Origin of the sequence: Corynebacterium sp. KPL2734 (genome assembly GCF_040225595.1) — a bacterium.
Classification (GTDB): Bacteria; Actinomycetota; Actinomycetes; order Mycobacteriales; family Mycobacteriaceae; genus Corynebacterium; species Corynebacterium rhinophilum.
Map to the genome: position 1 here is coordinate 1 of NZ_JBEHFO010000020.1, position 13,379 is coordinate 13,379.

General features: G+C 58.8%; 10 protein-coding genes and 1 pseudogene. 3 read left to right on the forward strand and 8 right to left on the reverse strand.

The window, feature by feature from the left end:
* Positions 1–830 (reverse strand): annotated as a pseudogene (locus ABRP88_RS10020) (VaFE repeat-containing surface-anchored protein); the annotation flags it as partial.
* 1,109 nt (positions 831–1,939) lie between these two features.
* On the opposite strand from ABRP88_RS10020, the gene ABRP88_RS10025 reads away from it, so the two are divergent.
* Entirely contained in the window at positions 1,940–2,386 is a 447-nt protein-coding gene (locus ABRP88_RS10025; protein WP_284853703.1) for a hypothetical protein, read from the forward strand.
* Positions 2,387–2,519: 133 nt separating this feature from the next.
* Here ABRP88_RS10025 and ABRP88_RS10030 read toward each other — a convergent pair whose 3' ends face one another.
* Positions 2,520–3,812: an adenylosuccinate synthase gene (locus tag ABRP88_RS10030; RefSeq protein WP_284853704.1), complete on the reverse strand. Its 1,293-nt coding sequence runs from the start codon at positions 3,810–3,812 to the stop codon at positions 2,520–2,522.
* Positions 3,813–3,900: 88 nt separating this feature from the next.
* Here ABRP88_RS10030 and ABRP88_RS10035 point away from each other — a divergent pair, with 88 nt between their 5' ends.
* Positions 3,901–4,716 (forward strand): diacylglycerol kinase family protein, encoded by an 816-nt coding sequence (locus ABRP88_RS10035; protein WP_349837108.1) that lies wholly within the window; start codon positions 3,901–3,903, stop codon positions 4,714–4,716.
* A gap of 92 nt (positions 4,717–4,808) precedes the next feature.
* On the opposite strand, the gene ABRP88_RS10040 is transcribed toward ABRP88_RS10035, so the two are convergent.
* Complete coding sequence (locus ABRP88_RS10040; RefSeq protein WP_349837109.1) at positions 4,809–6,023, reverse strand: FUSC family protein; 1,215 nt, start codon at positions 6,021–6,023, stop codon at positions 4,809–4,811.
* 178 nt (positions 6,024–6,201) lie between these two features.
* Here ABRP88_RS10040 and ABRP88_RS10045 point away from each other — a divergent pair, with 178 nt between their 5' ends.
* Complete coding sequence (locus ABRP88_RS10045; protein ID WP_349837110.1) at positions 6,202–7,260, forward strand: HNH endonuclease signature motif containing protein; 1,059 nt, start codon at positions 6,202–6,204, stop codon at positions 7,258–7,260.
* 359 nt (positions 7,261–7,619) lie between these two features.
* Here the strand turns inward: ABRP88_RS10045 and fbaA are convergent, their stop codons facing one another.
* From fbaA to ABRP88_RS10070, 5 genes are all read right to left on the reverse strand, one after another.
* A complete protein-coding gene (gene fbaA / locus ABRP88_RS10050; protein ID WP_023024081.1) occupies positions 7,620–8,654 on the reverse strand; it encodes a class II fructose-bisphosphate aldolase in 1,035 nt (344 codons plus the stop codon).
* Between the two features lie 185 nt (positions 8,655–8,839).
* Positions 8,840–10,045, reverse strand: coding sequence for a glycoside hydrolase family 76 protein (locus tag ABRP88_RS10055; protein WP_349837111.1), 1,206 nt, complete (start codon positions 10,043–10,045; stop codon positions 8,840–8,842).
* Between the two features lie 53 nt (positions 10,046–10,098).
* Positions 10,099–10,707 carry a TrmH family RNA methyltransferase gene (locus ABRP88_RS10060; RefSeq protein WP_349837124.1) on the reverse strand — a complete coding sequence of 203 codons (609 nt, stop codon included), beginning with the start codon at positions 10,705–10,707 and terminating at the stop codon, positions 10,099–10,101.
* Positions 10,708–10,912: 205 nt separating this feature from the next.
* The gene (gene pyrE / locus ABRP88_RS10065) at positions 10,913–11,467 is read right to left on the reverse strand and encodes an orotate phosphoribosyltransferase (RefSeq protein WP_349837112.1); all 555 of its coding nucleotides are present in this window, start codon (positions 11,465–11,467) and stop codon (positions 10,913–10,915) included.
* A gap of 75 nt (positions 11,468–11,542) precedes the next feature.
* Positions 11,543–13,333, reverse strand: coding sequence for a TtfA family protein (locus tag ABRP88_RS10070; RefSeq protein WP_349837113.1), 1,791 nt, complete (start codon positions 13,331–13,333; stop codon positions 11,543–11,545).
* Positions 13,334–13,379: the final 46 nt, after the last annotated feature.

The following is a 13,379-nucleotide window of genomic DNA, read 5'->3' on the forward strand; positions in this document are numbered from 1 at the left end:
GTCACCTTAGCACCAGCAACAACCTGATCAGCATCTCCGGCAAACTCAGCCTGAGTAGAAATCTCCGGATTCCTATCCTCGCCGCCGTCGTCGTCAGGGAGTCCGGGCTGATCCGGAGGCAAAACACGCTGGCCGCCGCCCGAGGTATGCTTATAAATTCCGTTTGGCCCGACAATAGTCAGGAATGCATCAGCGGGCTGCTTATCAACTTTAACGCTTGAATCAACATCGAACTGATCGTCGAGGTTTTGAGCGGTAGTCTTTACGATACGAAGCCCCGTCAGCTCTGTAAATTCTTGCGGGCTGCCCTCAAATCCTTGGAAACGCGACACGTTGTTGGCGTCTCCATAGCCTAGGTTTCCGTTTATGAAGTTGATGGCCGCTTCACGACCCGACGGATCAGAAATAATTGCACTCAAATACACAATATATTTCTTCGCCAACTGCTTTTGACCATTTTCCTGTGCATCTCGCAACTTCAGTGCGAGTCCGATAACAGCATCTTGATACTTTGGGTCATCGAAACTTAGAGCACCTGCAGTAGACTTCTTATAGCTACCGCCTTTGTGCATTGGGTCCGCCTGCGTGTAGTCAATGCACCAGCCCCACCCAACATCGTTCGCTGCATTTCCAGTGGAGTTTCCCTCAGGTGGCGTACCGGCCCACACCAACGGGCCCCAGCTATCATCCCCAGAATTACGTACGCTCTCGAGCCCCATGTCATAATTCGGTTCGAAGTCCGTCGGCTCAGCAGCCTCAGCCCGTGCCCCCGTGACAGTAACCATGGCCAAAGTTACTGCAATTACAGCAAGAACTGCAGTTAAAGCCACTCTCCCCTCTCGAGGTATTCTTCTCAATTTACTCATTCTTCCCTCTTCAGGCAATCGAATTTTACGGCTGTATTCTTACGTAGTGAGCTACTTTCCTGAGTAAAATCTGAGTTTGAGATTGGACACACCAAGGATAAACCCAGGGTACAACCCGAATCTTGATTCCTACTCGCTGCTCACCCGGGAGGATACCACGCACAAATGTAAGCCGACAACCAGCCGACTTTATATAATTACACATTGCAAAGCTTTATTAAGCAATATATCTAGAAACCTGAAGTACCCTGAGCTTTTCTTGTTTTTTACCTTGATGTCCAGGTTTATCCAATAAAAACTATTGTTTTTATAACCCTTCTTTAACCTTGGCCGGCATTCGATAACTCAAGCTTCGGCGGAGCCCACCCTCGTGAGCGTGTCAAGATGCTTGTATGCGAAGTCGGGATTATCGATACTTGTCGAAGCGGTTAAAAAGGCTATAACCATGTGGTTGACTGCTCGTTTCCAACCTGATGCTCGTACTCCTTTAACGAGCCTGCTAGCTGTAACCAAGGCCCGTTTGCCTTGTCTCGCCCGCTAGATAGCTCGTTTGCCTTCAATAGTGTAGATCACCAAACACAACTACCTACACCCCTGCACGCAATGATTAAGAAAACCTCGAAGCGTTTCGCACATCATAGTAAAACGTGCGTAATTCGCGGGAAATTGCACCATCCATAAAAGTCGTGCAGTAACCGGAAGGCCCACTAAAGGATGCAGGAAACCACAATTCGAGCCCACCTTTCTAAAACTCAACAGAAATTGGATAGCGCTTCAATAGTTTGCACCCCATTAAACCCCGTCCATTACCAGCGTCATGTTCTAGCGGTTTCCGGACTTCATTAAAATGTGTTGCATTACACCCAAAATTATATTGTGAGGATTATCATCCTACAATACAGGCAATGTAGGTCTGACATCTCTTATTTAACCAAAAGCATCGCCTTTCGCCAATAACTCCTAAATATATTATTAATGGGGCAGTCAACAAGATAAATTTCACATAGTCACCCACCTTCTACGGTGCTAGTATCTTTATCGGTTTAAAACACTAACCCCAGAAAGGATCGGAAATGTCTATTCCTTCTTTTATTGCTAGCGCCATTGCTGCCCTATTGCCACTAACCGGCAGCACCGGCCCAGTCGACGCCCAGGACCAGCTTGCTGAACCAGAGGTAACCCAGACCGCTGACGTTGAGCAGTCCACTGACCAGTCCGATGAGCCCGGCGCTCACGCCGAAAAGGGCCGCATCACCGGTGACAAGGAAGATGTAATCAACGGAGACCAGGACTACTCTGCACCTATCCTGCAGAGCGGTAAGTTGGCTGTGCAGCGCGAACTCGCGCTCGCTACCGACGAGCTGGGCCACGAGTTCATGAACATCGACTTCAAGGACAACCACAGCGCACACCTGACCTTCCCGGAAACCTATAACCCGGATACTGACCAGGCAGCCGTGGACCGCGTGCTGGAAGCACTCAAGATCAATGGCTACGACAACCTGACCGCCGCTTACTAAGGCTGAACGGGCGTAGCCTCGGGGAGTCCCGAGGATCCAAAATAAGGGGCGAGGTACCTCACCAAGGTACTTCGCCCCTTATTATTTTTATGAGCACGTAGCTAGGCCGAGCTCATCAACGCAAATACGTCCGTTACTGGTCGTCCATGACATCGTGGCGCACAATAGTCTGGTCGCGGCCAGGGCCGACACCTATATAGGAGATACGGCAGCCAGACAGCTCCTCCAAGCGCAACACGTAATCCTGCGCCTTCTGTGGAAGCTCCTCAAAGGTGGTGCACTCGGAGATATCCTCGTCCCACGCCGGCATGGTTTCAAAAATCGGCTCGGCGTGGTGGAACTCAGACTGGGTAACGGGCATCTCGTCGTAACGCTTGCCGTCAACGTCATAAGCCACGCAGATAGGAATCTCGCCAATGCCGGTAAGCACATCGAGCTTGGTCAAGAAGTAATCCGTAAAGCCATTCACGCGCGTGGCGTAGCGAGCAATCACGGAATCGTACCAGCCACAGCGGCGCGTGCGCCCAGTGTTCACGCCAACCTCGCCACCGGTGGTCTGCAGGTACTCGCCCCACTTATCAAAGAGCTCGGTGGGGAACGGGCCGGCGCCAACGCGGGTGGTATAGGCCTTGATAATGCCCAGCGAGGTCTTAATCCGCGTCGGTCCAATGCCAGAGCCAACCGATGCCCCACCCGCAGTCGGGTTCGAGGAAGTCACGAACGGGTAGGTGCCGTGGTCAACGTCCAACATGGTGGCCTGGCCGCCCTCCATGAGTACATTGTGGCCATCGGCAAGCGCTTGGTTGAGCTCCAGCTCGGCGTCGATGACCATGGGGCGCAGGCGGTCGCGGTAGCTTAAGAAGTACTCCACAATCTGCTCGGCCTCAATGGCCTTGCGGTTGTACATCTTCACCAGCATCTGGTTCTTAATCTCCAGCGCGGACTCGACCTTCTGGCGCAGGATGGACTCGTCGAAAATATCCTGCACGCGGATGCCAATGCGCGCGACCTTATCGGCGTAGGTCGGCCCAATGCCGCGGCCGGTGGTACCGATGGCGCGCTTGCCCAGGAATCGCTCTTGCACGCGGTCGAGGGTCTGGTGGTACGGCGCCACGAGGTGCGCGTTCGCGGAAATCTTCAGCCGGGAGGCATTTGCCCCGCGCGCTTCCAGGCCATCAATCTCATCAAAGAGCGCCTCGAGGTTAATCACCACGCCATTGCCCAGCACAGGGGTGGCGTTTTCAGAAAGAATACCGGCGGGCAGGAGCTTCAGCTCGTATTTTTCACCGCCTACCACCACGGTGTGCCCGGCGTTATTGCCGCCGTTCGGCTTGACCACATAGTCAACTTTCCCGCCAAGGATATCGGTAGCCTTGCCCTTGCCTTCGTCGCCCCATTGGGCGCCGACAATGACGATCGCTGCCATCTTTTAAGTCACTTCCTCATTATTGAAGCCAAAATACGCATTTACCTTACACTTTTCTGGCTGCAATAGCCCACGTAGCATGATGTGCATGCGTTTTTTGTTCCTCCGCTGCGGCGCCCCCGGCGTTGATTTGCCCGCAGAGGCCTATGACCTTTCGGCTGTTCCTTCCCGCAAGGAGCTCTCGCTTATCGATGCCGCCGCCACCAACCTCCTCCCCCACGACCCCACGCCTTCGCTTGACGAGATCGCCGCGCAGCCCGATGTCCGCCACCTCGGCGCCCCTGCCGCCGCCCCACAGGAACCGTACTTGGAGGACCGCCTGCGCATCGTGGTTGCGGGCTCGGATTCGGCGCTGAACGCCGTCATCACCCGGCTCATGCGAGCCGATAACCTGTGGGCCGAGGTAGCGTTCATTCCCACGGGCGAGTCGGCCGCCGCCGCTAATTGGGGCCTGCCCAGCGTGCCGCAAGAGGCCCTCGAGGTCGCCCGCACCGCCCCGGTTCGCCCAGTGCCGCTCATCCGCAATGATTCCGGCCAGGCCGTCGCCGGCTCAGCAACCATCTCAGATTGGTCGAATGGCCCGCTTACCGGTGAAATCATCATCGATGATGACACCCTCGCCGCCTCAGGTCGCGGCACTTTTGGCGCGCGGCTCGTCCCCATGACCGATGCCCCTGGCATCCTGGCGGCCCGCGCAACCTCTCCAGTCGAGCCCGAAGGCCGCCTGCGCTCCCTGCTGCGCAAGCCCGGTCGCCTCGACCCAGACTCCGTCCACACCGGCCGCGCGGTCCAGGCAGGCGGTCCCCAGCTGCGCGTGCTTGTCGATGCCATCCCCCACAAACGCCCCCTCACCCGCGTCACCTTCTACCGCCACCTGCGCGACCTCCAAGTCGTGCGCCCCTAGTCCACCCTCCACAGCTAACGCCGACTTCCCTTGGCTCTGAGCGCCGCCCCCGCACCGGCGCCCCGCTCGGCGGATATGCTGGCGAGGTCCTGCTAATTCTGCCCCTTTTGCTTATCTTTACGCTCCCACACCTCTGGCGGGAACGCCGGGTGCGTAGAGGTAGGAACCAGGTGCGCGACGGCAGACTCGCGCGAGAGCCCGCACACCATGAGCATGTCCACAACGATGGACCTCGTCTGCGCGAGGATCGTATATGCAGAAAGCGTCGCGTCTTCTTCGATAAGATCCATGCCCGCTTGACCGCCCACGTAGCGCAGCCGCTGCACCAGCTCGGGTATCTCTATCGCCTCATCGTGGTCCCGCTTTTGCCGTCCATAAAGCTCTCCCACCGCGAGGATAATTTCTGATAGTTCTTCCAAGAGCTCTAACTGCTTTTCGGAGACGGTATCGCCGTCTTCAGTAAGCACGAGCGCGCGGCGCGATAAGACCCGCACCCCGCGCACCGCATTATCTACCGGCAAGAGGATGCGCTCTAGGGACCGAATGCTCCTGCGGGAGGTCCACAAAAGCGGCGATACTTCCGATGCCTCCCTCCCCGACTGCGCCGCGCTCAGCAGCGTATTCACGTCATTTTGCGTGCCGCGCACCGCATCGCGGGCATCACGAATGATCTCGGGATTCGTATCGCGGATGCCATGCGTGACGTCGTTGAGAATGCTGGATGCAATCCTCAGCACCTTTGACACCTCGCGCCGAGCCTCCTTCAACGGGGAATTCGGGATAAGCGCAATCGTGATAAGCCCAATGCCGGAACCAATCATCGCGTCGATGGCCCGGTGCAGGCCACCCGGTCCCTCGGTGGGCGGAAAGATCGTGGCGATAAGGATGGAACCAAAGACAATCTGGTTGGACACCAGCGGCGATTTCGTAATAAAGGACCCCACCACCAGGCCTGCCCCCACGATGAACAGGATCTGGAACGGGCCCTGTCCCACCACTTGGAACAGCAAATCACCCAAGGCCACGCCGACAATGCCACCTAGCGACATTTCCACTGCCCTTTTCATCCTGTCCCCGCCCGAAAGGCCCAGGATGATGACGGCCGAGATGGGCGCGAAGAACGGCTGCGGATGCCCAAAGAGGGAGCTAGCCACCCAATACGCCAATGCGGCACCGACGGTGGCCTGGATTATATAAACGAAGCGCGAACGGATGCGTTGCAGACGCGATAATACTGAACGGTCCACCACCCGCAGCATTTGCCTCGTTGAGACTCTTTGTTTCGCTTCCGACATGTCCTCCAGCATAGAAGACCGCTCTCTACCACCGCCCCCGAATACCCGCATCCCGGCCCGCGCCAGGTTGTGGATAACCCCGCTAATTGCGCGCCCCAGCGACCCCCGCAGCACGAGAATTCCACAGATTCGCCGTTTCGCCTTGCACACCCATTGCCGTGTACCCGTGCCGCTTTTACGGTCAGGAGCCGTGAACACAGAATTTTTGCAACTTTGCCGTCGCGGTGTGGACCTCGTCGCCGAGTTTCAGGGATGCTCCGAACAGCAGCTCATCGAGGCCGGCGCCAGCCAGCTCCTTGCTGCGCAACTCGCCCGCCTCCAGCACACGTATTTCGGCCGCACCTCCAATAGCCGTAAGCAGCGCCTCGCCTGCGAGGCAGCTCGTTCTCGCGGCCACGACCTCGCTGTGCTTGAAAGCATCGAGTCTTTCGCCCACCGCGTTAAAGACACCAACCGCAGTTGGGATCTCCGCCTAGAGCTCTGCCGCGCAGAAGCCCACCTGATTCCGGCAATCGCAAAGAAGCGCCTCAAACAGCTCAATCCCGCCAAGCGTCCCTCGCACGGCGTCCGCTATACCCGACGCCCCGATGGTCCCCACACCATCTCCATCACCGCGGAGCCCACTGATATCGCGGATATCAAGGGCGTTCTCGCTTCCGTGGATAAGGAAAACCCGCTCGCAGCCGCCAAGCAGGTCATCCTCGAGGGCAATCCCGGCGCGCTGCCTGCGGTGCATACCAATGTGATCATCACCCTTGACCAGCTAGACCGCATCACTGCTGGCCAGGGCGATGACATCATGCTTCAGCTTTCCAACGGCGCGCGCATGTCTGGCGCTCAGCTCGTCGCCCGGACCCTCGCCCAACGCGGTTACGTCAGCTTGGTCCATCCTGAGCACGGCGCGGTGAACCTGTATCGCACCGAGCGCATGGCCAGCTGGAAGCAGCGCATGCTAGCCCGCGCGGAACATCCTATTTGCGCTTGGCCCGGCTGCTCCACGCCTGCCGATGACGCTCAAGTCCACCACCTCACCGCCTGGGCCGCCGGCGGCCCCACGAACCAAGAAAACCTCGTAACGCTCTGCGCTCATCACAATGCGGTGAATCAAGATGATGATTCCCGCCCCACCGCACGCGGGCGCATGGTTCGCATCAAGGGCCGCATCGCCTGGATCCCGCCGTGGAGCGGCAACCCTCGGTTTATCCCCTCACCCGCCTATTCACCACGACCAACAAGGAGTTCTACCTAGCTTTCACCTACCCAGTCTGGCTGGTCCGCCTAGTCCACTGGTCCCGCTGTACCTGCCGTGCCAGCTTGGCCTTGCCAGCCTATATTTCTGCCCAATCTCGCTGGCATAGCTGGTCGGGCCGGCATAGCTTGTCTGGCTGATCTGGCATACTTGCCTGCTCTGTCTCATATCCGGCAAGGCCGCGCCGCATCCTCGCACTCCACAGATAGGCCCAGCGTTAGGTCCAGAGATCGGACCAGCGATCGGACATGGAATAGGAAAAGCCGCCTCCCACACAGGCGGAAGCGGCTACTTCGTCGTGCCTACTGCGAGATCTCACCTTCGGCTTCAGCTCAACATGGAGCTAGTTTCGACTCGTCCTACTTTGCCGTGGTCTTACCCACGGAGTGGAGGTCCTGGCATGCCTCGATGACGCGCTCGGACATACCCTGCTCTGCCTTCTTCAGGTAGGAGCGTGGGTCGTAGACCTTCTTGTTGCCTACCTCGCCGTCAATCTTGAACACGCCGTCGTAGTTTTCCATCATGTGGCGAGCCACTGGGTTGGTAAACGCGTACTGGGTATCGGTGTCCACGTTCATCTTGATGACGCCGTAGCGCAGCGCCTCTTCGATCTTCTCCTTCTCAGAGCCGGATCCGCCGTGGAATACGAAGTCAAAGGCGTGCTCACCCTCGCTCAGGCCGAGCTTCTTCTGCGCAACCTTCTGGCCTTCCAGCAGAACCTCAGGGCGCAGCTTCACGTTGCCGGGCTTGTAGACGCCGTGCACGTTGCCGAAGGTAGCGGCCAACAGGTAGCGGCCCTTCTCGCCGGTGCCCAGGGCATCGATGGTCTTTTCAAAGTCTTCCGGAGTCGTGTACAGGTTATCGCCGGCCTTGGCCTCGACACCGTCTTCTTCACCACCGACAACACCAATCTCTGCTTCGAGAATGATGTGTGCCTTCTTCGCCTTCTCCAGAAGCTCCTGGGCGATGACCAAGTTTTCATCGATCGGAATAGCAGAGCCGTCCCACATGTGGGACTGGAAGAGCGGGTTCTCGCCGCGGTCGACGCGCTCCTGAGAGATGGCCATCAGCGGACGAACGTAATCGTCCAGAACTTCCTTCTGGCAGTGGTCGGTGTGCAGGGCGATATTGACGCCGTAGTGCTTCGCTGCCTCGTGCGCGAAGGCGGCTAGGGCCTGAGCACCTTTAACCTTGTTCTTGACCGCGAGGCCAGAGCCGAACTCTGCGCCACCGGTGGAGAATTGGATGATGCCGTCAGACTCTGCCTCGGCAAAGCCCTTCAGTGCTGCGTTGATCGTTTCAGACGAGGTGCAGTTGATGGCTGGAAATGCGAAGCCGTTCTGCTTCGCGGTGTCCAGCATCTGGTTATACGCCTCGGGGGTTGCAATTGGCATGAAATTCCATCCTTAAGTGGGATTGCGGTCAAACACGTTCCAACACCCAATTATGCCCACATTTCCGGAATCCCGCCGCAAAATTGGTGTGACATTTCCTGTGTTTACTACCCAACTCTCAAAAAATGACGCGCCCCCACACGACAAGCCCCGCGCAAGGTGTTTAACAGCACGGTTAAACGCGGTTAATCGCGACCCGATGTTTTATGCAGGTCACGAGCCACCCGGGCGCACGCCTCCAGAAGCATCCAACCAGACAGCTGCACGGATAGGTCGCGCTCATCCACGCGAATGATGCCCATCTTCTCGCTCACGGTTGTGTGCCCGAAGCCGTAGTTGTGCGGAAGGCGGGCATCGGCAGTCCAGTCAGAGCCAAAAATTGGCAAGCCATCAACCTCGAGCCGGTGCTCCCACACGGATTCGGCAGACGCCACAACCATCCGGGTCGCCAGCTTCTTGGTGGCCCGGTTCGCGGGCGAGTCCCCGGGCAACCGCACGGCAACATCGGCAAGATAACGCATCAGAATGCCCTTAAACAGGCCGCCATCACCATCACCGGTCTCCCAATCCACGACGCCGGAGGGAGTCGCCATCCCGGAAGCAATAGCCTGCACTAGGCCCCGAATCTTAATGATGTAGCTCATCATCTCGGATGCCAGTTCGGCCTCGTAGACGTTATCGATCTGCTCCAGCTTGCCGATGCTCGACTCCTCCCGCATCGCCAACACAATCTCCAGGCATGCCCCCAACATCACGCCTTGGCAGTACGGGTGGACTTGTTTGACGATTTCGGGGCCGTCCATGCGCATGCGCACGCCGTCCATAATGAAGCCATCTTCATTGACCAAGTTGTCGTAGACCCAGTCAACGATGCGGCGGGCCGCGGTTATATCGCCCATCCGCGCGAGCATGATGGCACCGGGGCCATTGGCCGGCACGTTCATGAAGTTCTCTCCGTCGCGCCACGGCAATATCCCCAGCGAGTCATCGAGGCCTTCGGTGATATTGCCCTGCAAAGACGCCAACGCCTTGGGCGATTTCATCTTCTTTACCTCGCCCACGCGCCCGAAAGCGAGTGCGAGCCAGGCTTTGTCATCGAAGTACTTATTCTTGGTCAGCTGCGCAAGATTCCGCACGCGAATCCCGCGCATGGTGTCAAGGATGCGCTGGCGGCGGGCCTTAGTATTCTTCCGCTCCGCCGCATCGACGAGGCAATCAAGGTAGTGCGCCTGCCACCAGTAGTGCCAGTGCACGAGGAGCTTTTCTTTCGTGGTGGGCGGCCAGCTGACGATGGCGAGGTTGGTTCGCGGCAGGCCCCATACGGAATGCGCATGGCGCTCATCAATGGCGGTTTCCGCGAGTTCGGCGCGGTGGGCCCACTTTTCTTCCACGATTTCTTTATCACTCCAGTAGCAAGGTTTATTACAGTTAGTGTAACGGTCTCTTACCAGGAATTGTGCAGATCGGCGTGCTGCCGGATCCAGGTATGCATGGCGATGCCCGCGGCCACACCAGCGTTGATGGACCGCGTGGAGCCAAATTGCGCGATGGAGCAGGTCATGAGGGCGGCGTCTTGCGCGGCGGCGCTTACTCCGGGGCCTTCTTGCCCGAATAGCAGCAGGCTGCGTTCCGGTAGTTCGGCGGTTTCGAGGGGCACGCAACCGGGGGTGTTATCAATGGCCACGACCGTGAGGTTTTCCTCGGCTGCCCAGGCAATGAGCTTATCGACGCTCTCATGGTGCCGCAGATGCTGATACCTATCTGTCACCATGGCGCCGCGGCGGTTCCACCGGCGCCGCCCCACAATGTGGACGGTATCGACGGCAAAGGCGTTGGCGGTGCGCACGACGGTGCCGATATTGGCATCATTTTCAAAGTTCTCGATGGCGATATGCAGGCTATGCCGACGCTTATCGATGTCCCCCTTAATCGCCTCCCTCCGCCAATACCGGTACGCGTCGACGACATTGCGCCGGTCGCCCTCGCGCAGGAGCTCCGGATCGTATTTTTCTGCATCCGGCCCTTGCGGCCAGGGCCCTTCCCAGGGCCCCACGCCGTGGCGGCCCTCATTCCATTCGGTCGGCCCCTTCGCCTCCTCGGGCTGTTCTTGCTGCTCTCGCTGCGCAGCACTCTCTCCCTGCCCAACCTGCGCAGTATTCTCATCGCGCGCAGTCTGTTCTGCCGACTCGGTACGCACAGCCTCACCTGCTGGTTCGGCCTGCCCGGCGGGCACCTCCTGGCGTGCCTGGTCCACCTCGTTACGCGAGTCCAAGATCATCCAAGCCAAGCAGGGAACGGTATTCAAGGCCCTCGGCCGAGATGACGTCCTCGGCGCCGGTAGCGCGGTCAACGACGGTAGCCACACCGACCACCTCTGCTCCAGCCTCGCGCAATGCGGCGACTGCCGTAAGCGGCGAGTTGCCGGTCGTGGTGGTGTCCTCGACCACCAGTACCTTCTTTCCGGTCACATCCGCGCCCTCGATGCGGCGCTGCATGCCGTGCTTTTTAGCTTCCTTGCGCACGACGAAGGCATCGATATCGCGGCCCTCGGCATGCATGATGGAGGTCGCTACCGGATCCGCGCCGAGGGTTAGTCCTCCGACGGCCGCAAAATCCCAATCCGCGGTGAGCTCGCGAAGCAAGGACCCGATGAGGCGGGAAGCTTCGTGATGCAAGGTCGCACGGCGTAAATCAACGTAGTAATCGGCCTCTTTGCCCGAGGACAAAGTCACCTTGCCGTGCACAACGGCAAGCTCCTTGACCAGGTCCGCGAGACGCTTCTTCTTGTCTTCTTGCAGGTGCACTTCAGTCATCACATTGCTCCTTCTTTAGAGATTTTCGGCACATGAGGAAAGTCCTGGCTATGTGGGCCAACGCAACATTCTAGGCTACTCCCCCTGCTGCGACCCGGAATCGTTACGGCGGTCTTTATCCTCTTTCTCCCGTGCAGCGGCCGGGCCACTGGCATCTTGGGAGGCGGATTCAAGGCTGTCGCCAGAAGCATCACCCGAAGCGTCGCCGAAGATGGAAGCCTCCCCGAATTGCTGGCGCGGCAGGCGGGCGGTTCCCGAGTCGGGGGTGGGGCGTTCATTGCCATCGGCAATGGCATCGACCTCGTCCGCCCCAATCGCCGTGTGCTCAACCGGGCCGCGGGTCTCGGAGTACGTGCGCGAGGGCATATCCAACGGTTCCTCCGGCCGTTGAATGACCGGCCGGGAAAACTCCGGCTGCCCCGCCGCCTCTGTTCCACCCACCGCATCGACCACAGGTGCCGCGGGAATTTCCCTGGATGGATCCAAGTCCTCAAGGTGAATGGTATGCACGGAGGAGGAACGGGGTGGGAGGACGCGGGAAGCATCGGCAAGTAAAGCCAGGGGCGGGAGCATTGCCTCCCAATCCGCGATGCGCGAATGCTTGGTGGTTTGTGCCAAAACCCACTCGGTCTCCAGCCACAGCGCCGACACCACCTCCGGCATGCGCTGCAACGCGATACGCACGCGCTCGTCCACCATCCGCTCCGTCACGCCGCGATCGGAAGAATATACATCGAAACCTCCGATGCTCATGGCCATCAACAGGTCCTCGGACATCTCGGCCTCCTGGCTGCCGAAACGCTGGAAATCAATGACCACATCCGATGCCGCTCCCGTCCGCATCGCCATCACGTTGACGCCGTCGATATCCATCAGCAGCATTTCGTGGCCATACACGTTGCCGGCAACGATGTCTTTCGGCGCGGCGCCAGAGGAGGCCACTCCCCTTGTCCATTCATCGACAAGGTACTGGTCCGACTTCATGTACTCAAAGCCCCGGGTTTCGGCCCAGCTCTTGCGCTCCCGACGAATAGTGCCAGGGATAAGCGGCCGCGGCCGCCCTACCGCCTTGGGCTTCGCGCGACCTTCCGGTTGCTCTTCAGCCCTTTGTTGGCTTGCCTCTTCGGGGGAGGCATCCGCACCCGATTCCGTTTCTGCGCCAGCTTCCGGCGTCTTTTCAGTGTTGCCTGCGGCGTGAGCACGGCCAGCACTGCCAGTATTACTGGTACTGCCGGCGTTATCGGAACTGCTGGCGCTGTCGGAGCCGGTTGCATTGGCGTCATTGGTGCCGGAGGTAGAGGCGGTGGCGTTGGCGGCAGTGGCAGCAGTGGCAACAGCGGCGGCGCTGCCTTTTACAACGTCATTGTCAGAAAGAGCCTCGGTCTCGCTGGCGCGGGTTTCGGCTCTGCCTCTATCGTCGTTGGCTTTGTCTTTGCTGATCTTGTCGTCGCCGCTGCGGTCTGAATCGTCTGCAATGCGATGGTGACGGCCTGAAGAGCTAGCGGTGGAAGAATCGGATTCAACATCGGGAGACGGTGAGTACTTCGCCGCGAAACCGGGGTGGGCCTCAGTACCGCCTTCGCTCTCAGGATCTGTAACTGTTTCGGGGCTTGCGTGGGAAGGCGCATCCTGGTCTTTCCTGGTGTCCCAGTCTTCCGGGTTGTGCTGAGGCTTACCACTTGGGGATTGTTCTGCCACCGAGTTTTCGGAATCACCTGCAGCGGCATCGTGCCGCTGGATATCTGTCCCCAGCTGGGATGCGGTATCGCGCTGGATATCGGCTGCGCGCTGCGTGCGATCGTAGTACAGCAAGAAGCCACCGGCGATGCCGAGCACGAGTGCGAAAATCAGGAGTAAAGAAGCCATCATCTCCCGATAATAATAGGTACCGGCACCCCACGGTGCCGGTACC

What these genes read in the sequence shown, in the direction of transcription:
- ABRP88_RS10025 (WP_284853703.1), top strand. Translation starts at nt 1,940, where the DNA reads ATGTCTATTCCTTCTTTTATTGCTAGCGCCATTGCTGCCCTATTGCCA.
- ABRP88_RS10035 (WP_349837108.1), top strand. Translation starts at nt 3,901, where the DNA reads ATGCGTTTTTTGTTCCTCCGCTGCGGCGCCCCCGGCGTTGATTTGCCC.
- fbaA (WP_023024081.1), bottom strand. Translation starts at nt 8,654, where the DNA reads ATGCCAATTGCAACCCCCGAGGCGTATAACCAGATGCTGGACACCGCG.
- ABRP88_RS10070 (WP_349837113.1), bottom strand. Translation starts at nt 13,333, where the DNA reads ATGGCTTCTTTACTCCTGATTTTCGCACTCGTGCTCGGCATCGCCGGT.
- ABRP88_RS10030 (WP_284853704.1), bottom strand. Translation starts at nt 3,812, where the DNA reads ATGGCAGCGATCGTCATTGTCGGCGCCCAATGGGGCGACGAAGGCAAG.
- ABRP88_RS10040 (WP_349837109.1), bottom strand. Translation starts at nt 6,023, where the DNA reads ATGCTGGAGGACATGTCGGAAGCGAAACAAAGAGTCTCAACGAGGCAA.
- pyrE (WP_349837112.1), bottom strand. Translation starts at nt 11,467, where the DNA reads ATGACTGAAGTGCACCTGCAAGAAGACAAGAAGAAGCGTCTCGCGGAC.